The 21,536-nt window shown below is 66.4% G+C and carries 26 protein-coding genes; 14 read left to right on the top strand and 12 right to left on the bottom strand.

What is annotated here, in order from left to right; all coding sequences use genetic code 11:
- Positions 1-147: 147 nt before the first annotated feature.
- From WDN01_05820 to WDN01_05840, 5 genes are all read left to right on the top strand, one after another.
- Positions 148-1,590 carry a hypothetical protein gene (locus WDN01_05820; GenBank protein ID MEJ0025528.1) on the top strand — a complete coding sequence of 481 codons (1,443 nt, stop codon included), beginning with the start codon at positions 148-150 and terminating at the stop codon, positions 1,588-1,590.
- A gap of 51 nt (positions 1,591-1,641) precedes the next feature.
- A complete protein-coding gene (gene rpe, locus WDN01_05825) occupies positions 1,642-2,301 on the top strand; it encodes a ribulose-phosphate 3-epimerase (protein ID MEJ0025529.1) in 660 nt (219 codons plus the stop codon).
- Between the two features lie 4 nt (positions 2,302-2,305).
- Positions 2,306-4,015, top strand: coding sequence for a heparinase II/III family protein (locus tag WDN01_05830; protein MEJ0025530.1), 1,710 nt, complete (start codon positions 2,306-2,308; stop codon positions 4,013-4,015).
- A 67-nt stretch (positions 4,016-4,082) separates the two neighbouring features.
- Complete coding sequence (locus WDN01_05835; protein MEJ0025531.1) at positions 4,083-4,877, top strand: succinate dehydrogenase iron-sulfur subunit; 795 nt, start codon at positions 4,083-4,085, stop codon at positions 4,875-4,877.
- 4 nt (positions 4,878-4,881) lie between these two features.
- Positions 4,882-5,136, top strand: coding sequence for a hypothetical protein (locus WDN01_05840; protein ID MEJ0025532.1), 255 nt, complete (start codon positions 4,882-4,884; stop codon positions 5,134-5,136).
- A 176-nt stretch (positions 5,137-5,312) separates the two neighbouring features.
- On the opposite strand, the gene WDN01_05845 is transcribed toward WDN01_05840, so the two are convergent.
- The 6 genes from WDN01_05845 to WDN01_05870 form a co-directional block, all read right to left on the bottom strand.
- Entirely contained in the window at positions 5,313-6,170 is an 858-nt protein-coding gene (locus tag WDN01_05845) for a ferritin-like domain-containing protein (protein ID MEJ0025533.1), read from the bottom strand.
- A gap of 173 nt (positions 6,171-6,343) precedes the next feature.
- Complete coding sequence (locus WDN01_05850) at positions 6,344-6,739, bottom strand: F0F1 ATP synthase subunit epsilon (protein ID MEJ0025534.1); 396 nt, start codon at positions 6,737-6,739, stop codon at positions 6,344-6,346.
- Positions 6,740-6,829: 90 nt separating this feature from the next.
- The gene (atpD, locus tag WDN01_05855) at positions 6,830-8,296 is read right to left on the bottom strand and encodes a F0F1 ATP synthase subunit beta (protein MEJ0025535.1); all 1,467 of its coding nucleotides are present in this window, start codon (positions 8,294-8,296) and stop codon (positions 6,830-6,832) included.
- A gap of 284 nt (positions 8,297-8,580) precedes the next feature.
- Positions 8,581-9,444 carry a F0F1 ATP synthase subunit gamma gene (locus tag WDN01_05860; protein MEJ0025536.1) on the bottom strand — a complete coding sequence of 288 codons (864 nt, stop codon included), beginning with the start codon at positions 9,442-9,444 and terminating at the stop codon, positions 8,581-8,583.
- 19 nt (positions 9,445-9,463) lie between these two features.
- Positions 9,464-11,005 carry a F0F1 ATP synthase subunit alpha gene (gene atpA / locus WDN01_05865; GenBank protein ID MEJ0025537.1) on the bottom strand — a complete coding sequence of 514 codons (1,542 nt, stop codon included), beginning with the start codon at positions 11,003-11,005 and terminating at the stop codon, positions 9,464-9,466.
- Positions 11,006-11,007: 2 nt separating this feature from the next.
- Complete coding sequence (locus tag WDN01_05870) at positions 11,008-11,565, bottom strand: F0F1 ATP synthase subunit delta (GenBank protein ID MEJ0025538.1); 558 nt, start codon at positions 11,563-11,565, stop codon at positions 11,008-11,010.
- 270 nt (positions 11,566-11,835) lie between these two features.
- Here WDN01_05870 and WDN01_05875 point away from each other — a divergent pair, with 270 nt between their 5' ends.
- The 3 genes from WDN01_05875 (at position 11,836) to WDN01_05885 (ending at position 12,895) form a co-directional block, all read left to right on the top strand.
- Positions 11,836-12,114 (top strand): type II toxin-antitoxin system ParD family antitoxin, encoded by a 279-nt coding sequence (locus WDN01_05875; GenBank protein ID MEJ0025539.1) that lies wholly within the window; start codon positions 11,836-11,838, stop codon positions 12,112-12,114.
- On the top strand, positions 12,101-12,406 hold the full coding sequence (locus WDN01_05880) for a type II toxin-antitoxin system RelE/ParE family toxin (protein MEJ0025540.1): 306 nt from the start codon (positions 12,101-12,103) through the stop codon (positions 12,404-12,406). The genes WDN01_05875 and WDN01_05880 overlap by 14 nt, the downstream gene beginning before the upstream one ends.
- 108 nt (positions 12,407-12,514) lie before the next feature.
- On the top strand, positions 12,515-12,895 hold the full coding sequence (locus WDN01_05885; GenBank protein MEJ0025541.1) for a hypothetical protein: 381 nt from the start codon (positions 12,515-12,517) through the stop codon (positions 12,893-12,895).
- Here WDN01_05885 and WDN01_05890 read toward each other — a convergent pair.
- On the bottom strand, positions 12,839-13,297 hold the full coding sequence (locus tag WDN01_05890; GenBank protein MEJ0025542.1) for a helix-turn-helix domain-containing protein: 459 nt from the start codon (positions 13,295-13,297) through the stop codon (positions 12,839-12,841). The two genes, WDN01_05885 and WDN01_05890, sit on opposite strands and share 57 nt — an antisense overlap.
- Before the next feature lie 99 nt (positions 13,298-13,396).
- Here WDN01_05890 and WDN01_05895 point away from each other — a divergent pair, with 99 nt between their 5' ends.
- The gene (locus tag WDN01_05895; GenBank protein ID MEJ0025543.1) at positions 13,397-13,978 is read left to right on the top strand and encodes an NAD(P)H-dependent oxidoreductase; all 582 of its coding nucleotides are present in this window, start codon (positions 13,397-13,399) and stop codon (positions 13,976-13,978) included.
- A 99-nt stretch (positions 13,979-14,077) separates the two neighbouring features.
- Here WDN01_05895 and lepB read toward each other — a convergent pair whose 3' ends face one another.
- Entirely contained in the window at positions 14,078-14,869 is a 792-nt protein-coding gene (gene lepB, locus WDN01_05900; protein MEJ0025544.1) for a signal peptidase I, read from the bottom strand.
- Between the two features lie 118 nt (positions 14,870-14,987).
- Here lepB and queF point away from each other — a divergent pair, with 118 nt between their 5' ends.
- Complete coding sequence (gene queF, locus WDN01_05905; protein ID MEJ0025545.1) at positions 14,988-15,440, top strand: preQ(1) synthase; 453 nt, start codon at positions 14,988-14,990, stop codon at positions 15,438-15,440.
- The gene (locus WDN01_05910; GenBank protein ID MEJ0025546.1) at positions 15,440-15,907 is read left to right on the top strand and encodes a GNAT family N-acetyltransferase; all 468 of its coding nucleotides are present in this window, start codon (positions 15,440-15,442) and stop codon (positions 15,905-15,907) included. The genes queF and WDN01_05910 overlap by 1 nt, the downstream gene beginning before the upstream one ends.
- Before the next feature lie 118 nt (positions 15,908-16,025).
- On the opposite strand, the gene WDN01_05915 is transcribed toward WDN01_05910, so the two are convergent.
- Genes WDN01_05915 through WDN01_05930 form a run of 4 tightly spaced genes read right to left on the bottom strand, consistent with a single transcriptional unit; the run spans position 16,026 to position 18,650 of the window.
- Complete coding sequence (locus tag WDN01_05915) at positions 16,026-16,670, bottom strand: SHOCT domain-containing protein (protein ID MEJ0025547.1); 645 nt, start codon at positions 16,668-16,670, stop codon at positions 16,026-16,028.
- A gap of 47 nt (positions 16,671-16,717) precedes the next feature.
- Entirely contained in the window at positions 16,718-17,314 is a 597-nt protein-coding gene (locus WDN01_05920) for a DNA-3-methyladenine glycosylase I (GenBank protein ID MEJ0025548.1), read from the bottom strand.
- A complete protein-coding gene (locus WDN01_05925) occupies positions 17,311-17,808 on the bottom strand; it encodes a VOC family protein (protein MEJ0025549.1) in 498 nt (165 codons plus the stop codon). The genes WDN01_05920 and WDN01_05925 overlap by 4 nt, the downstream gene beginning before the upstream one ends.
- 56 nt (positions 17,809-17,864) lie before the next feature.
- Positions 17,865-18,650 (bottom strand): hypothetical protein, encoded by a 786-nt coding sequence (locus tag WDN01_05930; GenBank protein ID MEJ0025550.1) that lies wholly within the window; start codon positions 18,648-18,650, stop codon positions 17,865-17,867.
- 65 nt (positions 18,651-18,715) lie between these two features.
- Between WDN01_05930 and WDN01_05935 the strand changes: the two genes are divergently transcribed.
- From WDN01_05935 to WDN01_05945, 3 genes are read left to right on the top strand one after another with little or no spacing between them, the layout of a single operon-like run.
- The gene (locus WDN01_05935; GenBank protein ID MEJ0025551.1) at positions 18,716-20,053 is read left to right on the top strand and encodes a dihydroorotase; all 1,338 of its coding nucleotides are present in this window, start codon (positions 18,716-18,718) and stop codon (positions 20,051-20,053) included.
- Positions 20,050-20,484 (top strand): PaaI family thioesterase, encoded by a 435-nt coding sequence (locus tag WDN01_05940; GenBank protein MEJ0025552.1) that lies wholly within the window; start codon positions 20,050-20,052, stop codon positions 20,482-20,484. Before WDN01_05935 ends, WDN01_05940 begins: the two co-directional genes overlap by 4 nt.
- Positions 20,485-20,542: 58 nt before the next feature.
- On the top strand, positions 20,543-21,529 hold the full coding sequence (locus WDN01_05945) for an MDR family oxidoreductase (protein ID MEJ0025553.1): 987 nt from the start codon (positions 20,543-20,545) through the stop codon (positions 21,527-21,529).
- The last annotated feature ends 7 nt before the right edge of the window (positions 21,530-21,536 follow it).

Below are 21,536 nucleotides of genomic sequence, written 5' to 3' on the forward strand. Positions count from 1 at the left end.
ACCGCCTGTCAACCGCGCCGATGCCAGCGAATCGGCAGGATTTCCGCGCCGTTTCTCCCCAGTGTTGCGCCTGTCCATTTTGTCACTTTGCAGTGCAGCATTGGTTGCGGCATTGTTCGCACACGAGTTGGGGGCGTCCGCCGGGCAATGAGCGAGTTGGGAAGCACCGTTGCGGGGTTACGCCCGTTTCGCTTCGTGTTCCCGGCCGCGCCGATTGCGCGGCCGCGCAACGAGCTTCTCGGCGTTCTTCTTCTCACCCCGATCCTGTTGTCCGTGGCCGCCTGGAACGGCTTCCCGATCATCTTCTACGATACCGGCGCCTACATGCTGCAGGGGCTGGGGCATCTCTTCATCGCCGAGCGGTCGCCGATCTATTCCGGCTTCCTGGCGGCGAGCGGCGGCGCGCTGAGCCTATGGCTGGTGGCGGCGGCGCAGTGCCTGATCACCGCCTTCGTCATGGTGGAATTCGCCCGCGCGATCCGGCCGCAGATGGCGCTCTGGGCGCTGCTGGCGATCGGCGCGGTCTTGTGCCTTACGACGGGACTTCCCTGGTATGCCGGCCAGATCGAGCCGGATTGCTTCGTCGCCGTGGCGCCGCTCGCGATCTATCTGCTGGCGTTCCATGGCGAGGAATTGGGGTCCGCGCGCAAGACCCTGCTCGTGGTCGCGGCGACCATCGCGATCGCCTGTCATTCCTCGCATGTCGCGCTCGCCGCGGGCCTGCTCGTCGTCCTGGCCGCGATGCGCTTCGCGCCGGTCGCCTGGATCGAGGCCAACGCGCTGCCGCGCCCGCGGCTCAGGCTTTCCGTGGCGAGCTTCGTTCTGGCGATCCTGTCGATCTATGCCGCGAACTACATCTTCACCAAGCACGTCTTCTTCAGCCGTTCGGGCATGGTTTTCCTGGAAGCGCGGCTGATGGAGGACGGACTGATCGCGCCGGTGCTCGACACCGATTGCCCCGCGGCCGGCTATGCGATCTGCCCCTATAAGGACCGTCTGCCGGTCCATGCCGATACCTGGCTTTGGATGGGCGGCATCGCCAGTCCGTTCCACAAGGCCGGCGGCTTCGAGAAACGGGCAAAGGAATCCGCGCACCTCGTGGGCCAGAGCCTGGCGCGCTATCCGCTGGAGAACGCCATCGTCGCGGCTCAGGACGCGGGACTGCAGTTCTTCTGGTTCCAGACCGGCGACGGGATCGTGCCGCAGGAATGGGTGCTGAACCGCGAGTTCAAGGTCGCCATTCCCCAGCAGCTCGACGACTACGACCACGCCTATCAGCAGGAAGGCGCGATCTGGTTCCTGCCGATCAACCTCGTGCATGTGCCCGTCGCGATCCTGTCGCTGGCGGCGCTCTACCTCGTCCTGCGCAACGCGGTGCGGCGGCGCGACTGGCGCGGCAGCGTGCTGCCGGCCTTCGTCCTGCTCGCGCTCCTGGGCAACGCCTTCGTCTGCGGCGTGTTCTCCGGCCCGCATGGCCGCTACCAGTCGCGCATCATGTGGCTGCCGACCTTCGCGGTCATTCTCATCGCCTGGCCCCGGATCGAGAGCGAAGCGCGGCGCCGGCTGGATACGAAAACACCCACCGCCTAGGCGCGTTCCCGCCTTGCGGGCAGGATCAGAATCCGTCACTTAATGGCCGCCATGGCCAGCAAAATCCGCATCGCTCCGTCGATCCTTTCGGCCGATTTCTCGCGGCTGGGCGCGGAGATCGAGGCGGTCGAGGCCGCCGGCGCCGATCTCATCCATGTGGATGTCATGGATGGCCATTATGTTCCCAACATCACGATCGGTCCGATGGTGGTGAAGGCGATCAAGCCGCACGCCAAGAAGCCGCTCGACGTGCATCTGATGATCTCGCCGGTCGACCCTTATGTGCAGGATTTCGCGAGTGCCGGCGCCGACGGGATCACCGTCCACCCCGAGGCGGGGCCGCACGTCCATCGCACGCTGCAGTTGGTCAAGAGCCTGGGCAAGCGCGCCGGCGTGGTGCTCAATCCCGGAACCCCGGTCGAGATGCTCGACAATCTCATGGACCTCGCGGATCTCATCCTGGTGATGAGCGTCAATCCCGGCTTCGGCGGCCAGACCTTCATCCACAGCCAGCTCCGGAAGATCGAGGCCATCGCGACGCGCATCGCCAAATCCGGCCGCGCCATCGATCTGGAGGTGGACGGCGGGATCAATCCCGAGACCGCGAGGCTCGCGGTCTCGGCCGGCGCGAACATCCTGGTCGCGGGAACCGCGGTGTTCACGGGCGGACCGTCGCGCTACGCGGCGAACATCGCCGCGCTGCGCGGCTGATGCCGTGGCGGACAAGGCGACGAGTTCCCTTCCCATCGGTCTTCTACCGGAGGTCCTGCGCGCCCTGCTGCGCGTCTGGCTCCGTCCCCTTCGCGTCTGGTATCGCCGCACCTGGCTCTATCGCCGCTTCCTGAAAGGTCCGCTGTCGGACCGCATCCTGTTCCACCCCTACGACGCGCTGCCGCGCCGCCTGGAGGACGCCGATGCCCTGCTGCGCGGGCGCTTCCGCTTCGCGGGCGAGACGGTCGAGGTGAAGGACGGCTCGGTGTTCGACAAGGAGGCGCCGTCGGACGAGTGGGCGCGGGCGCTACACGGATTTGCCTGGCTCCCGCCCTTGGCCCTGGCCGGCGGCGATGCATCGCGGACGCTGGCGACCAACCTGATCAGCCAATGGCTCAAGCGCAATGCGCGCTATTCCGAGCCGGCCTGGTCGCCGGAAGTGATCGCGCGGCGGCTGATCCACATCTTCGCGCATGGACGGCTGGTGATCGCCAATTCCGATCTGCTCTGGCGCTCGAAGGTCTTCGTCTCGCTGCGCGAGCAGTCGCGCATGCTGGCGCGCATCGCGGGCGCGGCGCCGGACGGCATGCCGCGCCTCGAAGCGGCGGCGGCCTTCGCGCTCTCGGGCGCCTGCCTCGGCGACAGCCAGCGCCGGCTGGAAGAAGGTCTCAAATGCCTCGAAAGCGAGATTACGCGGCAGATCCTGCCCGACGGCGGGCATATCAGCCGCTCGCCGGAGAACCTCGTCGCCTGCTACCGCCTGATCGTGATGGTGATGGACGCGCTCGGCGCCGGCGGCCTCGACGTGCCGCATCCAATACGGAGCGCCCATGACCGTATCGCGCCGGCGATCCGCTTTTTCCGCCATGGCGACGGCGCGCTGGCGCTGTTCAACGGCGGCACCGAAGCGGATTCGCGGATGATCGCGGGCCTGTTGGCGCGCGACGAGGTGCGCGGCCAGCCTTTCGCCTTCGCGCGCCATTCCGGTTATCAGCGGCTCGCCGCCGCGAAATCGCTGCTGGTGCTCGATTGCGGCGCGGTGCCGCCGGCCGCATTCTCGATTCAGGCGCATGCGGGATGCAACGCGTTCGAATTCTCGAGCGGCAACCAGCGCATCGTCGTCAATTGCGGCGCCGCCAGTCTGGCGCATCCCAAATGGGAATCGGCGCTGCGCGCGACCGCGGCGCATTCGACGCTGGCAATGGACGACGCCTCGATGGCGGCGATCCTGCCCGCGGGGCTGGCGCGCCGCCTGCTCGGGCCGCGCCTCCTCAAGGGCCCGCGCACGATCGAGACGCAGCGCCTCGAGACCACGCAAGGCTGGAGCGTCGAGGCCAGCCATGACGGATACCTCGCCCAATTCGGCGTGCGCCATGAGCGGCAGGTCGTGTTGTCCGTCAACGGGCTCGTCGTCACCGGCGCGGACCGGCTGCTGCCGAAACCCGAGAAGGGCCGCAAGGACGTAGCCTTCGCGATCCGCTTCCATATCCATCCCGACGTGCGCGTGTCGCAGATCCAGGGCGGCGGCGTGCTCTTGAAGCTGCCAAACGGCGAGGGCTGGCGGTTCCGCTCCGGCGGGCAGGTGGGAATCGAGGAAAGCGTCTATCTCGGCGGCGACCTGGTGCGCCGCACCGAGCAGATCGTGCTGACCGGATCGGTCAAGGACCGGCCGGTCGAAACCGCCTGGGTGTTCGAGCAGATCGGAACGGGGTAGGTGCCGCGTTGCCAGAGGGGAGGGGGCTTGCTAAACCCGCTCCACGATATTTCCCGCCAGGACGGTCATGGTTCAGCTCACATTGCCCAAAGCTTCGCGCCCGACCAAAGGTAAGGTCTGGCCGGCGCCGAAGAACGCCAACGGCAAGAAGCCCAAGGGCACCAAGGAGTTCAAGGTCTACCGCTACGATCCCGAGGGCGACGCCAATCCGCGCGTCGACACCTACACGGTCGATCTGGCGAGCTGCGGGCCGATGGTCCTGGACGCCCTCATCAAGATCAAGAACGAGATCGATCCGACGCTGACCTTCCGCCGCTCCTGCCGCGAGGGTGTGTGCGGCTCCTGCGCGATGAATATCGGCGGCGGCAACACGCTGGCCTGCACCAAGGCGATCACCGACATCTCGGGGCCGGTCGCCGTCTATCCTCTGCCGCACATGCCGGTGGTGAAGGACCTGGTGCCCGATCTCACCAACTTCTACGCGCAATACGCCTCCATCGAGCCGTTTCTCCAGACCAAGACGGCGGAGCCCGAGAAGGAATGGAAGCAGTCGCCGGAAGACCGCGCCAAGCTCGACGGCCTCTACGAGTGCATCCTGTGCGCCTGCTGCTCGACGGCGTGCCCGAGCTATTGGTGGAATTCGGAGCGTTATCTGGGACCGGCGGCGCTGCTGCAATCCTATCGCTGGCTGGCCGACAGCCGCGACGAGCACACCGGCGAGCGCCTCGACAAGCTGGAGGACCCGTTCCGGCTCTATCGCTGCCACACGATCATGAACTGCACCAACACCTGCCCGAAGGGTCTCAACCCCGCCCAGGCCATCGGCGAGATCAAGCAGATGCTGGTGAAGCGCAGCGTGTGACGCGGTGACGGCCCGCACCCGGCGTCTCGTCGCGGTCATCGTCCTGATCGCCTTCGGCAGTTCGCTGGGCCTGGCGCTGGTCTTCGGCCCGAACGGCATCGGGCTCTATCTGCTCTATCAGTTGCGCTGGCCCTTGATCGTGCTGGCGGCGATGATCGCCGCGACGATCTGGCTACGCCGCCGGCAGCCGAAACCGCCCGCGCCCAAGCCCAGGCCGACCCATCTCAAGATCGTCAAGCCGGACGAGACGCTGCATTAGCGACCTGCTCAATCGGAGCCTTATTCTAAAACCGTCATGGGCGCCCTTGAGGCGCCCATCCATCGCGCCCGCGTCTGCGGGCGCATGAGAGTCTTTCCGGCGCGCGCCGGATGGATGGGCGGGGCAAACCCGCCCATGACGATTTTCTGAACGCAGTCGAATAGCGACCCTTGGCGTCAGGCCGCGGCGGGACGCAGCCCGGCGCGCAGGCGCAGGAAGCGCCACAGCACCGCGCCGGCGACCCGGGCGAAGGCACCGTGCGGCGCGGCGCCCACGGCCTTGGCCACCATCTGCACCAGCTTCTGGACGTGATGGCGCTGGTAGATCGTGTTGAGGATGCCGGCCGCCACCCTGGCGTGATGGGACCGCCGGTAGGGCGTGCGCGCCGTCTCGCCCGGCGGAATATTGGCGCAATAATAGGCGTAGGCGATCTCGTCGTCGTCCGACTCGGTGATGCGCCCCGCCGCGACCGAGATCTTCTTCCAGAACGGCAGATCCGGCTCATCCTGGGCGTGAAGAGTCTCGAAGAAGAGCTTGTAATGCCTGAACTCGTCGGCGGCGATGCGGCCGGCGATCTCCTTGAGCACCGGCTCCTCGGTCGCGTCCTTGATGGCGGTGTAATAGGTCGAGGTGCCGCTCTCCACGACGCAGCGCGCGATCATCTCGCCGCGCCGGCTGCCGCGGATCGACGCGCCGTCGTCGTCCTGGAAGTGCTCCGGCTTGTAGCCGGCGCGGAAGCGGGCGAAGGCGTCGGCAACCTTGTAGCTGGAGTCCGCCATCTCGGCCCAGCGGCCGAGGGCGCGGCCGTGCTGGCTCTCCTCGCACCCCCATTGCTCGATGGCGGCATGGATCTCGGGGCCGGCGTCCTTGAAGACCCGCTTCAGGTAAGTGACGTAGTCGGGCGCATTCATTTCGACCAGGGCGGCGGCCTTGATGGCCGCGACCATGCGCGGCGTGGTCTTCGCGGCGTCGAAGCGGTCCCACCGGATATCGTCCAGCGTCCAGCCCTGTTTGTAGACGGTTGCTTCCGTCATTCGCCTGCATGCCCCATGGTGGGTCTTCCGACCCCGTCAACGCACTATATCAAAACCGGTTGCCGAGTGGGAACCCACAGTCGCGCCCTATCCGCGGGTAAAAGTCCGCCGAATCAGGTGCTTGTCCGCCTGCCGCACCCGAAAGGGAGGGCGCTGCCAGTCCGGACCGGCCTCTAGAACGCGGCGCGGACCATCTTGAGGTCGTCGAGCACTTCGGCGATGCGCGCTTTCTCGGCCTCGGTGCCGGCGGCGATCAGGTCTTCTTCGGTGTCCCGGATGCGCTGGTCGAGCACCGGCAAAGCCATTTCCGTCATCGGGATCGCTTCCTCGGCGAGAACCGTGATCTTCTCGGCGCCGATCTCGGCGAAACCGCCGCGGACGAAGAAGCGGGTGTCCGCCCCGTCCTTGAGGATGTCGATCATGCCGGGGCGCAGGGTGGTGATCACCGGCGCATGGCCGGCCATCACGCCCATATAGCCCTCGGTCGCCGGCACGGTGACCATGTCGGCGGTGTCGGAGAGCAGGAGCCGCTCCGGCGAGACCAGGTCGAAGGCAATCTTATCGGCCATGTAAAATTAGCGAATGGCGAGTAGCGAATAGCGAGTAGTCGCCTCCGCTTCTTTCCCTATTCGCTACTCCCTATTCGCTATTCGCGGACCTCAAGCGTCCGCCGCCATCTTCTTGGCCTTGGCCACCGCGTCCTCGATCGTGCCCACGTTGTAGAACGCCTGCTCGGGCAGGTCGTCGTGCAGGCCGTCGACGATCGCCTTGAAGGAGCGGATCGTGTCTTCCAGGCTCACGAACACGCCGGGCAGGTTGGTGAACACCTCGGCGACGTGGAAGGGCTGGCTGAGGAAGCGCTGTATCTTGCGCGCGCGGGCCACGACCAGCTTGTCGTCTTCCGACAGCTCATCCATGCCCAGGATGGCGATGATGTCCTTGAGCGCCTTGTACTGCTGCAGCACTTCCTGGACGCGGCGGGCGACGGTGTAGTGCTCCTCGCCGATCACGTTCGGGTCCATGATGCGCGAGGTGCTGTCGAGCGGATCCACCGCCGGGAAGATCGCGAGCGCCGCGATGTCGCGCGACAGAACCGTGGTCGCGTCCAGATGCGCCATCGAGGTCGCGGGCGCCGGATCGGTCATGTCGTCGGCCGGCACGTAGATCGCCTGCACCGAGGTGATCGAACCCTTGTCGGTCGAGGTGATGCGCTCCTGCAGCGCGCCCATCTCCGACGCCAGGGTCGGCTGATAGCCCACCGCGGACGGGATGCGGCCGAGCAGGGCGGACACTTCGGAACCGGCCTGGGTGAAGCGGAAAATGTTGTCGATGAAGAGCAGCACGTCCTTGCCTTCGACGTCGCGGAAATACTCCGCCTGGGCGAGACCGGTCAGCGCGACGCGGGCACGGGCGCCCGGCGGCTCGTTCATCTGGCCGTAGACCAGCGTGCACTTGGAGCCTTCCGTCGAACCGTTGTTCTTCTTCGGGTCGATGTTCACATTCGACTCGATCATCTCGTGATAGAGGTCGTTGCCCTCGCGGGTGCGCTCGCCGACGCCGGCCAGCACCGAATAGCCGCCATAGGCCTTGGCGATGTTGTTGATCAGCTCCTGCATCGTCACGGTCTTGCCGACGCCGGCGCCGCCGAACAGCCCGATCTTGCCGCCCTTGGTGTAGGGGCAGAGCAGGTCGATGACCTTGATGCCGGTGACGAGCACTTCGGCGGTGCCCGCCTGCTCGGAGAAGCTCGGGGCCTCGCGATGGATCGGCGCCATATGGGTCTCGGCGATCGGGCCGGCCTCGTCGATCGGCTCGCCGATGACGTTCATGATGCGGCCGAGCGTGGCCGGGCCGACCGGCACGCGGATGGGCTTGCCCGTGTCGGTGACTTCGGCGCCACGCACCAGGCCCTCGGTCGCATCCATCGCGATGGCGCGGACGGTGTTCTGGCCCAGATGCTGGGCGACCTCGAACACCAGGCGGACCGGCTTGCCGGTCTTGGCGTCGACATTCGTCGTCTCCAGCGCGTTCAGGATCGCCGGCAGCTCGCCGTCGAACTCGACGTCGACGACGGCGCCGATCACCTGGGAGAGACGGCCTTTGGCATTCGGGGTCACGGCATTCATGACGTTTTCCTTCACTTCGGTCTCTTAGGCCCCGATCGGTTCGATCGGGACCGGGTCTTTCTGCTCCACGATCTCCACGGCCACCGCGTCGATCGTGTTCGGCGGCGGGAGCGCCGCAACGCGCGACCGCCGTCCGAAGATTTCGCGGAAGAATCGGACGACCCTTCCCAGTCTCTCGCGCCAATTCATCCCGTCTGCCCCCGCAGCGCCGCCAGTTTAGGCTAGGCGCGGCTCATGACGATGGGGCGAATTGGGCGTTTACCTTGTTCCTGCTCCCTCGCGCGTCAGACGGCGGATGCACCGGAGATGATCTCGATCAGCTCCTTGGTGATCTGTGCCTGACGGGTACGGTTCATCTTGATGGTGAGCGCCTTGATGAGGTCGCCGGCATTGCGGGTCGCGTTGTCCATCGCGGTCATCTGCGAGGCGAAGAAGCCAGCCTGGTTCTCGAGCAGCGCGGTCAGGAGCTGCACGGCGATGTTCTGCGGCAGCAGCGCTTCGAGAATCGTGGATTCATCGGGCTCGTATTCGTAGAACGCGGCGCTGCCGGCATTCGCGTCCACGGCCGCCGGGATGAGCTGACGCGCGGTCGGCGTCTGGGTCACGACCGACTTGAAGCGGCTGGACACCAGCGTCACGACATCGGTCTCGCCCGCCAGGTACATGTCGATGATCTTCTTGGCGATCGGGCGCACCAGCGCGAAATCCGGCGCCTTCGTCCCGACCTCGTAGTTCTCCACGAAGCGCGCGGCGTGTTGCCGGCGCAGCTGGTCGCGCGCTTTGCGGCCGATGGTGATGATGCGGACGTCCTTGCCCTCATCCAGCAGCCGGGCGATGCGCTCGCGCGCCGCGCGCACGATGCCCGAATTGAATCCGCCGGCGAGGCCGCGGTCGGAGGTCGCCACGATGAAGAGATGGCGCTGGTCCTTGCCGTTGCCGGCCAAAAGCAGCGGCGCGTCGGCGCCGGAGACGCCCGCCGCCAGGTTGGCGATCACCGCCGCCATGCGCTGAGCGTAAGGGCGCGCGCTTTCCGCAGCGGCCTGGGCGCGGCGTAGCTTCGCCGCCGCCACCATCTGCAGCGCCTTGGTGATCTTCTGCGTGGACTTCACGCTTCCGATCCGTGTGCGCATTTCCTTGACGGATGCCATGGAAAATCAGCCTTGTGCGTTACGCCACGAACGTTTTGGCGAAGTCGGCGAGCGCATCCTTGAGCTTGCCTTCCAGTTCGGGCGTCAGCGCCTTGCCGGTGCGGATGCCGTCGAGAATCTCGGGCCGCGAGGCCTTGAGCTTCGACAGCAGCGCCTCCTGATAGGCACCGACCCTGTTCACCGGAATCGGATCGAGGAAGCCGCGCGTGCCGGCATAGATTACCACCACCTGCTCCTCGACCGCGAAGGGCTTGTATTGCGGCTGCTTGAGCAGCTCGGTCAGCCGCTCGCCGCGCGCCAGCATCTTCTGGGTCGAGGCGTCGAGATCGGAGCCGAATTTCGCGAAGGCCGCCATCTCGCGGTACTGCGCGAGCTCGGACTTGATCGGGCCGGACGCGGTCTTCATCGCCTTGATCTGCGCCGACGAGCCCACGCGCGACACCGAGATGCCGACGTTCACCGCCGGGCGGATGCCCTGATAGAACAGGTCGGTTTCCAGGAAGATCTGGCCGTCGGTGATCGAGATCACATTGGTCGGGATATAGGCCGACACGTCGTTGGCCTGGGTCTCGATGATCGGCAGCGCCGTCAGCGAGCCCGAGCCGTTGTCCTCGTTCAGCTTGGCGGCGCGCTCCAGCAGGCGGCTGTGCAGGTAGAAGACGTCGCCCGGATAGGCTTCGCGGCCCGGCGGGCGGCGCAGCAGGAGCGACATCTGACGATAGGCGACGGCCTGCTTGGAAAGGTCGTCATAGACGATCACGGCATGCATGCCGTTGTCGCGGAACCACTCGCCCATGGCGCAGCCGGAGAACGGCGCGAGGAACTGGAGCGGCGCCGGCTCGGACGCGGTCGCGGCGACGACGATGGTGTAGTCCATCGCGCCGGCGTCCTCGAGCGTGCGCACGATCTGCGCCACGGTCGAACGCTTCTGGCCGATGGCGACGTAGATGCAATAGAGCTTCTCGCTCTCGCTGCCGGTCTTGTTGACCGATTTCTGGTTGATGATGGTGTCGACGGCGACGGCGGTCTTGCCGGTCTGGCGGTCGCCGATGATCAGCTCGCGCTGGCCGCGGCCGACCGGGATCAGCGAGTCGATGGCTTTCAGGCCGGTCTGCACCGGCTCGTGCACCGATTTGCGCGGGATGATGCCCGGCGCTTTCACGTCGACGCGGCGGCGCTCGGCGATGCCGGCCGGATCGATCGGACCCTTGCCGTCGATCGGATTGCCGAGCGGATCGACCACGCGGCCGAGCAGGCCCTTGCCGACCGGCACGTCCACGATGGCGCCGGTGCGCTTGACGGTGTCGCCTTCCTTGATCGTGGAGTCGTTGCCGAAGATCACGATGCCGACATTGTCGTTCTCGAGATTCAGCGCCATGCCCTTGATGCCGCCCGGGAACTCGACCATCTCGCCGGCCTGGACGTTGTCGAGGCCGTAGACGCGCGCGATGCCGTCGCCGACCGAGAGGACCTGGCCGACTTCGCTGACCTGCGCTTCGGCGCCGAAATTCGCGATCTCACGCTTCAGGATGGCGGAGATTTCCGCGGGCTGGATATCCATTGTCAGTTACCTCTCATGGCCGCACGGATGCCGTTCAGCTTGGTGCGGAGCGATGTGTCGATCATGCGCGAGCCCACCTTCACGACGAGGCCGCCGAGCAGGGTGGGATCGACTTTGGTTTCGAGCCGCGGCTCGCGGCCGAGCTTGCCCTTGAGCGCCGCCTTCAGCTCGGCGGTCTCGCCATCGTTGAGCTTGCGGGCCGATGTCACCTGCGCCTGCACCTCGCCGCGGCGCGCCGCGAGGATGCGCTCGAAGCTCTTGATGATGTCGGACAGGTAGAACAGCCGGCGCTTGGCGGCCAGCACGAGGACGAATTTGGTGCCGAGATCGCTGGCGCCGATGCGTTCGAGCACGGCCTTCAGGGCGCGGGCCTGGTCGTCGCTCGCGAAGACCGGCGAGCGCACGAGGCGGGTGAGGTCGGAGCTTTCCGCCAGCAGCTCGCGCAGGACGGCGAAATCCTTCTCGATGGCGGCGATGGATCGGCTGTCCTCCGCCAGTTCGAAAATGGCGGTGGCGTAGCGTCCCGCGATGCCGGTTTCGTGCTGCTGTTCCGTAGCCACGTTCGCCCTTTAACCCTTGGCGCTTTTGCGTATCGCGCCGGCCGTTTAAGCTCTTGAATTCGCTTATGAAATTACGCCGCACACGGGCGAGTCCCCACGCGCGCGAAGCAGTTAGCACGCGACCTTCCCGCGCGCAACAATGTGCCACTAGCCGTGGTGTCGCGGGCCGGAACCGGCCCATAGGGCGGCGCATAAATCGCCGCCCCGGAGCAATCGGCTTGCGTGCAAGGGGCATGGCCGTAGTATGACACCGTCATATAGGAGCTCAGAATGGCGCGCACCAGCCGGCCGATCACCGTCACGCTCGGCGATCTTCACAGAAGCGTGGAGGCGCGTTTGAACAGCGGCGCCTACGCCTCCGCCAGCGAAGTTTTGCGCGCCGCGGTCCGTGCGCTGGACCGCGAGGATGCGGCCGTCAATGCTTGGCTCAAGCAACAGGTCGCGGAATCCCTGAACGACCCGCGCCCCAGCATCCCGGCAAGCACCGTGTTCGACCGCCTGCGCAAGCGTCACGCGCGCAGGTCGAAGGCCAAGCGTGAGCCCGCATAGGGTTGTCTTTCGTCCGCTTGCCGAAGCCGACCTGATCGAGCTGTACGAATACATCGCCGACAAGGCGGGCGCGAAGATCGCCGGCGGCTATATCGAACGCATCGAAGCGGCCTGCTTTTCGCTGGAAAATTTCCCTCAGAGGGGCACGCGGCGCGACGATATCGAACCAGGCCTGCGAACGATGGGATTCGAACGCCGGGCGACGATCGTGTTTCGCGTCCTCAAATCCGAAGTGACGATCGTCCGCATCTTCTATGGCGGCCGGGACGTCGAAGGACTGCTGCGCCTCTGAACGGGGCCGGATGTCTTTCTATTGTTTCAACCTTTCCTAACCAGTCCTGTCAGCCCGAAATTAACGCGCGCGGCGCATGCTGCCAGTGTGGGGCAGAGGCGCAAAGCCATGCAGGAACGGGTTCTGGGTGCTTTCAAGCAGGTCGTGGGCTTTCTCGTTCAGGGCGTGGACTTCGAAGCCGAGGGCTGGCGGGCCTTCGAGGCGGAAATGCGCGAGCTGATCGCGCCCCACATCGCGGTCCTGGCGCATCGCCGCGCCAAGCTGCTCGACGGCTCAGACGGCGCGCGCTGGGGCGAGGAGCTCGACGCTTTCATGCAGGCCAGCCTGTGGCCGCTGCTCGGCGACGAGCGCGACTTCGCCGAGCGCAACCGCACCTTCGTGACCCTCATGCTGGACGTCGCTGTGGCCGAGGAACAGCGCCGCCGCCGCGAATCAGCCGCGCAGTCGCTTCCGTTCGTCCGCGCCTTCGACGCGAGCTGGGCGGGCTAGCGATCCCGGCCTGACCGCGATCTTCGGGGTTGGACGCGGCGCCGCCGCGTCGAATTTCGCGCGCGCATTCTCGATCTTGCCGATATTGGCGAGCGCCCAGGCGCCCAGGGCGCTGACCGGCACCAGCAGCGAGCGGCCGAGCGCCGTCAGCGCGTAGTCCACGCGCGGCGGAATCGTCATAAAAACGGTACGGGTGACCAAGCCGTCGCGCTCCAGGCCTCTTAAGGTCAGGGTCAGCATGCGCTGGGAAATCCCGCCGATGTCGCGCTTCAGCTCGCTGAACCGCATGGCGCGGTCGCCGAGCCGGCTGACGATCAGGACCGACCACTTGTCGCCGATCCGGGAGAGCACGCCGGAAACGGCGCGGCAGTCGCCGGTGTCATGGATGTGCCCCTGTTTCATGAGCGTGCCTTCTTGCAAGACATTCGGCCAGGAACCATCCTAGCTCCAGTTACCTTTTGATACCATACAACCGAACGATACCGCCAGCAGGAGCAGACCATGGCCTTGAAGCTTCACACCGTCATCGGCACGACCCGTCCCGGCCGCCAGGGACCGATCGTCGCCCAGTGGTTCCATGCCGCCGCGAAGGCGCACGGCAATTTCGACGCGCATCTGGTCGACCTCGCGGATTTCGAGCTGCCGCTCTATGACGAGCCGCACCATCCGATGCGCCGGCAATACGAGCACGCGCACACCAGGAAGTGGTCGGCCAGCGTCGACGCCGCGGACGCCTTCGTCTTCGTGATCCCGGAATACGACTACATGCCGCCGCCGGCCTTCGTGAACGCGGTCGACTACCTGTTCTGGGAATGGCAGTACAAGCCGGCCGCCTTCGTCAGCTATGGCGGCGTGTCCGGCGGACTGCGGTCGGCACAGGTGGCGCGGAGCCATGTCTCCACGCTCAAGATGATGCCGATTCCGGAAGGCGTGGCGCTGCCGAACGTCTTCGCCCAGATCAAGGACGGCAAGTTCGAGGCCAACGATCTCAACCTGCAGGGCGTCGCCGCGGTGCTGAACGAGCTGCACAAATGGTCGACCGCGCTGGCCCCGCTGCGCGAGCAGATCCGCAAGCCGAAGTAGCCTCCACCCGTCATGGGCGGGCTTGACCCGCCCATCCATCGCGCCCGCGGGCGCAAATGAGTCGTTTCGGATGGCCGGCTCGCGGCCGGCCATGACGGGTCAGTTGACGCTGTTGAACACGCGCGACAGGCGGAACTCGCCGAGCCACGTCCAGACCGCGTGCGCGTTGAGGAAGTCGTAGGAGCCGACGACGAATTCGGCGCGGCCGACGAGGTTCTCCACCGGCACGAAGCCGACGCCGAGTTCGGCCTCGGACCACCGGCTGTCCTGCGAGTTGTCGCGGTTGTCGCCCATCATGAAGAGATGGCCGGGCGGCACGACATAGACGTCGGTGTTGTCCTTGGGTCCTTCCCAGTTCCACTTGAAGATCGGATGCGACACGCCGTTCGGCATCGTCTCGATGAAGCGCGGGACCTGGCGGATCGTGCCGTCCTCGTCTTCGACCTGTCCGTAACCGTTCGCCCGCAGCGCCAGCGCCTTGCCGTTGATCCACAAATGCCCGTCGAGCATCTGCACGCGATCGCCGGGCAGGCCGATGACGCGCTTGATGTAGGTCTGTTTCGGATCGCGCGGCAGGCGGAAGACCACGACGTCGCCCTGCTTGGGCATCGTCTGCAGCAGCCGCCCGGCGGAGGCCGGGCCGAAGCCGAACGGCACCGAATAGCGGCTGTAGCCATAGGGATATTTCGCCGCGACGAAGGCATCGCCGATGGCGAGCGTCGGCTGCATCGAGCCCGACGGCACATAGAAGGGCTGCGCGATCGCGGTGGTGGAGGCGAAGGTGATGGCGACGATGGCGATGGGTTCGAGCACCGCACGCGCCACGCCCTTGCCGTCCTCCACACCGAGGAGGCGTTTGATCGTCGCCCAGACCGAATCCAAGATTTCCATGCCTTAGCCCTGCGCGCCCCCTCGCGAACTTCGATATTGCCGGAAGCGAATTCAAGATGACATTAACGCATAAAAGGATTTCTTGACGGAAATTCATGGGGCTGCCAAAGCCTTGGCCATGGCGAAAAAGCTTACCCAGCTGGGCCGTTCGGTGCCGGTTCCGGCCTCGCCGGACGCGGCGGTCCTGGAAGCGGTTCCCAATCCGCAGGCCGGCGAGGCTTACCTCGTGCGCTTCACGGCGCCGGAATTCACCTCGCTCTGCCCGGTGACCGGCCAGCCGGATTTCGCCCATTTTGTGATCGATTACGTGCCCGGCGCGAAGATCGTCGAATCGAAATCGCTGAAGCTCTTCCTGTTCAGCTTCCGCAACCACGCGGCGTTCCACGAGGATTGCACGGTCTATATCGGCAAGCGCATCGCCGGCGCGATCAAGCCGCGCTTCCTGCGCATCGCCGGCTACTGGTATCCGCGCGGCGGCATCCCGATCGACGTGTTCTGGCAGAGCGGCAGGTTGCCGTCCGACGTGTGGCTGCCCGAGACCGGCGTGGCGCCCTATCGCGGGCGCGGCTGATGTCCGTCGCAATCGTGCCGGTTCTCGAGAGCGAGAAGGCGCTGTTGTGGGACAGGTTCCAGGACTATGCGCAGGAGTTGACCCGCTACGGCACGCATGAGCGCGTGGACGGCGTTTTCGAATATCCGTATTTCGATCTCTATTGGCGCGAGCCCAACCGTCATCCCTTCTGGGCCGTGGTCGACGGCAGGCGCGTCACCTTCGCGCTGGTGCATCGCCTGGACGGCGTCACCGAAATGGCCGAGTTCTACAGCTTCCCGGAAAGCCGCCGCACGGGCGCGGCGCTCCAATTCGCGCGGGCGATTCTCGAACGCTTCCCCGGCTCCTGGCAGCTGACGCAATACCGCACGAATGAGGCCGCGGTGGCTTTCTGGCGGCGCGTGATCGGCGAACGGCCGTATACGGAGGAGTCCTATATCGGCGGCTCCGGCATCGAACGCCTGCGGCAGACCTTCACGGTCGGCTGACCTCAAGACATTCTGTCATGCCCGCGCAGGCGGGCATCCAGAGGACTGGGCGCACTGCCAAGCATGGATTCCCGCCTACGCGGGAATGACAGTCTGGAATGGTCGAAAATCCTTCGCCCTATATCCGCGCCAGCAGTTCCGCCTTCTTCGCGTCGAACTCCGCTTGGGTCAGGAGCCCCTGGTCGCGCAGTTCGGCGAGGTGCCGGATCTGCTCGGCGATGTCGGCGGCCTTGGCGGCGGCAGGCGAGGGCGCGACCGGTCCAGCGGGGGACGGCGGCGAGAAGAACGGCGCCGCGGGCTGCACCACCGGCGCGCCGCCGGCGACGCTGGGCGAGGCCGTCATCTTCACCCCGATCCGCGCCAGCGTGTCGGCCGGCCATTTGTTGAACACGCTCCAGAACAGATAGCCCTCGGCGGCGATCACGATCAGGAACCATAGCCCGCTCAGGCTGCCGAAGAAGAAGCCGCCGAACACCAATGCGACCAGCCCGATGCCGAGCGCATAGACCACGAACTGCGTCGCCGGCTCGATCGCCAGCGTGACGGTAGATGCCCCGTCCGGCGCCGCCGCGACCACCGCCCGGCCGGGCATGGTCACCTCCATCGAGCCGGTGTCGGCATCCTTGCGGGTCAGCGCGAAGTCGAGATTGGTCGGCGGCGTCTGCGCGCCCAGGACCGCGCCGGCGGCCTGCAGGGCACCGCGCGTATATTCGAACGCATCGCCCGGCGTCATCGCCACATTGTAGACGGCCGTTGCCGGCATGCGCATTCTCCTCGGGTCACATCCTGTCAGAGAAACGCGCGAGAAGGCTAGTGCGGCGCATGTTTGCCCAGCTTCGCCACCGGCCCGTGGCGGTAGCAGGTGACGACATGGTCGTTCACCATCCCCACCGCCTGGGCGAAGGCATAGACGATCACCGGGCCGACGAAGTTGAATCCGCGGCTTTTCAGTTCCTTGGACAGGCCCTGGCTCATCGCCGTCTGGGGCGGGATCTGCTTGAGGGTCTTGAAGCCGTTCTGTTTCGGCCTGCCGTCGACATGCTTCCAGATCAATTCGGTGAAGCCGCCGGGCTCCTTCTCCTGGATGTCGAGCCAGAGCTGGGCGCCCTTGATCGCCGCCTTGATCTTGGCCTCGGAGCGGATGATCCCCTCGTTCTTGAGCAGCCGGTTCATCTCGCGCTTGCCGTAGCGGGCGACCTTTTCCGGGTCGAATTTGTCGAACGCCGCGCGGAAATTCTCCCGCTTCTTCAGGATGGTGATCCAGGACAGCCCCGCCTGGAAGCCGTCCAGCACCAGCTTCTCGTAGAGCGCGCGCGGATCGTATTCCGGCACGCCCCATTCCTCGTCGTGATAGACGGAATAGATCGGTTCCTTGCCCACCCAGCCGCAGCGGACGAGGTCGCTCAACGGCGGCTCTTCTTCTTTTTTGCCTTTGTCTTCACGGCTTTCTTGGCTGCCTTTTTCACGGCCTTCTTCTTGACCGCCTTCTTGGCTTTCTTCTTGGGGGCCTTGGCAGGCGCCGCCGGGGCGGGTCGCAGCGTCGCCTCGATCTTGTTGCCGTCGAGATCGAAGACGAAGGCGCCGTAATAGTCGGGGCCGTAGTCCGGACGCGGACCGGGCTCGCCGTCATTGCCGCCGCCCTGGGCGAGCGCGACGGCATGGAATTTGTTCACCTGCGCCTTGGTCCGCGCGGCGAAGCCGAGATGGGTGCCGTTGCCCGCGCTGGCGGGCTTGCCGTCATGCGGCGCGCCGATCCAGAACTCGGGATAGGCCTCGCCATAGCCGATCGCATGCGGCGAGAAATCGGCGACGCGCTTGAAGCCCAGCGCCGCCAGCACCGCGTCGTAGAACTTCGCGGCGCGGTCGAAATCGGCGACGCCGACCGAGACATGATGGAGCATTGTCGAAATCCCCTCGAAGATCGCGTGGCAAACGAGAAGCTTTCGCGCCTACGCCGTCAAGCGAAAAGCCAGGCGGGCTTGGTCAATTCGACCACGCTGCTGCCAATTGTGACAGGAGCGTCCCCGGCCTCCTCCAGACGGTCGAGACGGATGAGGGCGAAGTCCGCCGAGACGACCTCGCCGATGTCCTTGCCGCCGGCGCTCACCGCCGCGCCGGGCTCGCCTTTCAGCGGCAGGAGCCGCTTGCGCGCCGTGCCGCGATGCTTCATCCGCGCGGTCAATTCCTGGCCGACATAGCAGCCCTTGGTGAAATCCACCGCGTGGAGTTCGTCCAGGTCGGCGTCGAGCGCGAACATCCGGTCGGAGCCGAAATCGCCCGCCTCGGGCACGCCCAGGGCAAGGCGATGGGCGTGGTAGGCGGCGGTCGGAAGCAGGTCCTGGCGCATCTCGCCCCGGGCGATGACGGCGCGGCGGCCGAGCGCGGCGAGGCGCGGATCAGGATAGGCGACGGCGTATTTCGCCTCCGCGCCGTCCCATTCGGCCAGCACGGCAAGCTGGTCGCGCGCCTCCAGCACGATCTTGGCGCGGAGCTTGTACAGCGTCAGCCGCTTGAGCAGCGCGTCGCGCGCCGCGGCGTGGCAATCGATCAGGATCGCGCCGTCGCCCTCGACCAGGAAGAAGTCGAACAAAATCTTGCCCTGGGGGGTCAGCAGCGCGGCGTAGAGCCCGGTTCCCGGCTGCAGCCGCTCGACATCGTTGGTGATCAGCCCCTGCAGGAAGCCGCGCGCCTCGGGTCCGGCGACGGCGATGACGGCACGGTCCTCGAGAAGGGCGATGGGCATGGCGTAAGAAGTAGTGGGGACCGGCAAGGTTGCCAAGGGAAGGGCGGAAGGGATACGCCTTGCCCATGTCTCAGACCTTCGATCTCCTTATCCGCGGCGGGGTTGTCGCCACGCCCAACGGCCTCGCCGGGGGCGATGTCGGCGTTGTCGGCGGCAAGATCGCCGCCATCGGTTCGCTCGCCGGCGCCAAGGCGGCGGAAGTGTTCGAGGCCAAGGGCCTCCACGTCCTGCCCGGCGTGATCGACAGCCAGTGCCATTTCCGCGAGCCCGGCAACGAGCACAAGGAAGATCTGGAGAGCGGCAGCCGTGCGGCGGTGCTGGGCGGCGTCACCGGCGTCTTCGAGATGCCCAACACCAACCCGCCGACCACCACCCGCGCCGCAATGGAGGACAAGCTCGCCCGCGCCGCGAACCGCATGCATTGCGACTATGCGTTCTATATCGGCGCCACGCCGGCCAATATCGGCGCGCTGGCGGAACTGGAGCGGATGCCGGGCGTCGCCGGCGTGAAGGCGTTCCTCGGCTCCTCGACCGGCACGCTGCTGCTCGACCATGAGAGCGACATCGCCGCCATGCTGCGTGCCGGCCGCCGCCGGGTCGCGGTGCATTCGGAGGACGAGGATCGTCTGAAATCCCGCAAGCATCTCGCGCTGCCCGGCGATCCGCGCAGCCATCCGGTGTGGCGCGACGCCGAAGCGGCCCGCAAGTCGACCGAGCGCGTCATCCGCCTCGCGCGCGCCGCCGGCCGCCGCCTGCATGTGCTGCATGTGACCACTGCCGACGAAATCCCGCTGCTGGCCGGTGCGAAGGAAATCTGCACCGCCGAGACCACGCCGCAACATCTGACACTCGCCGCGCCCGAATGTTACGAGCGCCTCGGCACCTATGCGCAGATGAACCCGCCGATCCGCGACGCGTCGCATCGCGCCGCTTTGTGGGAGGCTGTGAACCAGGGCGTGATCGACGTCATCGGCTCCGACCACGCACCGCATACCCGCGCCGAGAAGGACAAGACCTATCCCGACACGCCGTCCGGCATGCCGGGCGTGCAGACTCTGGTAACGATCCTGCTCGACCATGTGGCCGCCGGCCGGATGACTCTCGAACGCTTCATCGACCTGACCAGCACCGGCGCGGCGCGCATCTTCGGCATCGCGGGCAAGGGCCGCATCGCGCGCGGCTTCGACGCCGATTTCACCATCGTCGACCTCAAGGCCCGGCACAAAATCGAGAACAGCTGGATCGCCTCCAAATGCGGCTGGACGCCGTTCGACGGCATGCAGACCACCGGCTGGGCGCTGGCGACGATCGTCCGCGGCCAAACGGTGATGCGCGACCGCGCGCTGGTCGCCGGCGGCCTCGGCAAGCCGATCCGCTTCGGCGAGACGCTGGAGCCGGCATGACCTGGGCGACCGAGCGGCTGGACGCATTGATCTCGGGCAAGGACGATCCGCCGCCGGTGATCCAGACGATGCGGCTGGGAACGCTCGATGCCTGGGACGAAGGATGGGTCGGCAAGCGCTGGGAACCGGATGCGGAGATGCTGAACGACGACGGCACCTTGTTCGGCGGTTGTATCGCCGCGCTCGCCGATCAGCTCCTGGGCTTCGCGGCCATGACCGTGATCCCGGAAGGCAGCATGTTCCGCACGATCAATCTGCAGGTGCAGTTCCTGCGCGTCGGCCGCGCCCATCCCTTGCTGATGGAGGCGCGCGTCACCGCCCACACCAAGTCGCTCATCGCGGTCGAAGCCGATTTCTACCGCGAGGCGGACAAGACTCTGATCGCCCGGGCGAGCGCCCAGCAGATGGTGCTACCCCTGGCAACGCCTTGACGGCGCGCGCGAATTCGGGTGGCGTGCCGATCAACATTATCCAGGTGGGCAACGACCAATGAAGAGCCGGTTCAAGGCCGTCCTGCTGCGCAAGGACGGCGACAGGCAGACCGTTGAGGACGTCGAGTTGACGCCGGACGATCTGATGCAAGGCGACGTCACCGTCGCCGTGTCGCATTCGACCGTGAACTACAAGGACGGGCTCGCGCTCACCGGCCGCTCGCCCGTGGTGCGCAAATTCCCGATGATCCCGGGCGTCGATCTCGCCGGCACGGTCGAGGAATCGTCCCATCCCGACTTCAAGCCGGGCGACAAGGTCGTGCTGAACGGCTTCGGCCTCAGCGAGACGCATTATGGCGGCTATTCCGAGCTGGCGCGGGTCAAGGGCGATTGGCTGGTGCCGCTGCCGAAGGCGTTCACGCCGGCGCAGGCGATGGCGATCGGCACCGCCGGCTACACCGCGATGCTCTGCGTGCTGGCGCTGGAAGACGCGCATGTGACGCCCGCGAAGGGTGCCGTGGTGGTGACCGGCGCCAATGGCGGCGTCGGCTCGGTCGCGGTCGCGGTGCTGGCCAAGCTCGGCTACAAGGTCATCGCCTCGACGGGACGGCCCGAGGAAGCGGACTATCTGAAGGAACTCGGCGCCAGCGAGATCATGCCGCGCGCCGAACTCTCGGGCGATCCGCGCCCGCTCGCCAAGGAGCGCTGGGCCGGCGGCGTCGACAGTGTCGGTTCCAAGACGCTCGCCAATGTCATCGCGGCGACATCGTATCAGGGCGCAGTGGCGGCCTGCGGCCTCGCCGGCGGCATGGACCTGCCGACCAGCGTCGCGCCCTTCATCCTGCGCGGCGTCTCCCTGCTCGGGATCGACTCGGTGCAGATGCCCAAGCCGCGGCGAATCCAGGCATGGGAGCGGCTGGCCAAGGATCTCGATCCGGCCAGGCTTGCCGCGATGACACACTCGATCCCGTTCTCGGGTCTGCGCCAGGCGGCGGAGGATATCCTTAGCGGAAAAATCCGCGGCCGCCTGGTCGTCGAAATTTAGCGCGCGG

The sequence above is a fragment of the Rhizomicrobium sp. genome, assembly GCA_037200985.1.
Classification (GTDB): Bacteria; Pseudomonadota; Alphaproteobacteria; order Micropepsales; family Micropepsaceae; genus Rhizomicrobium.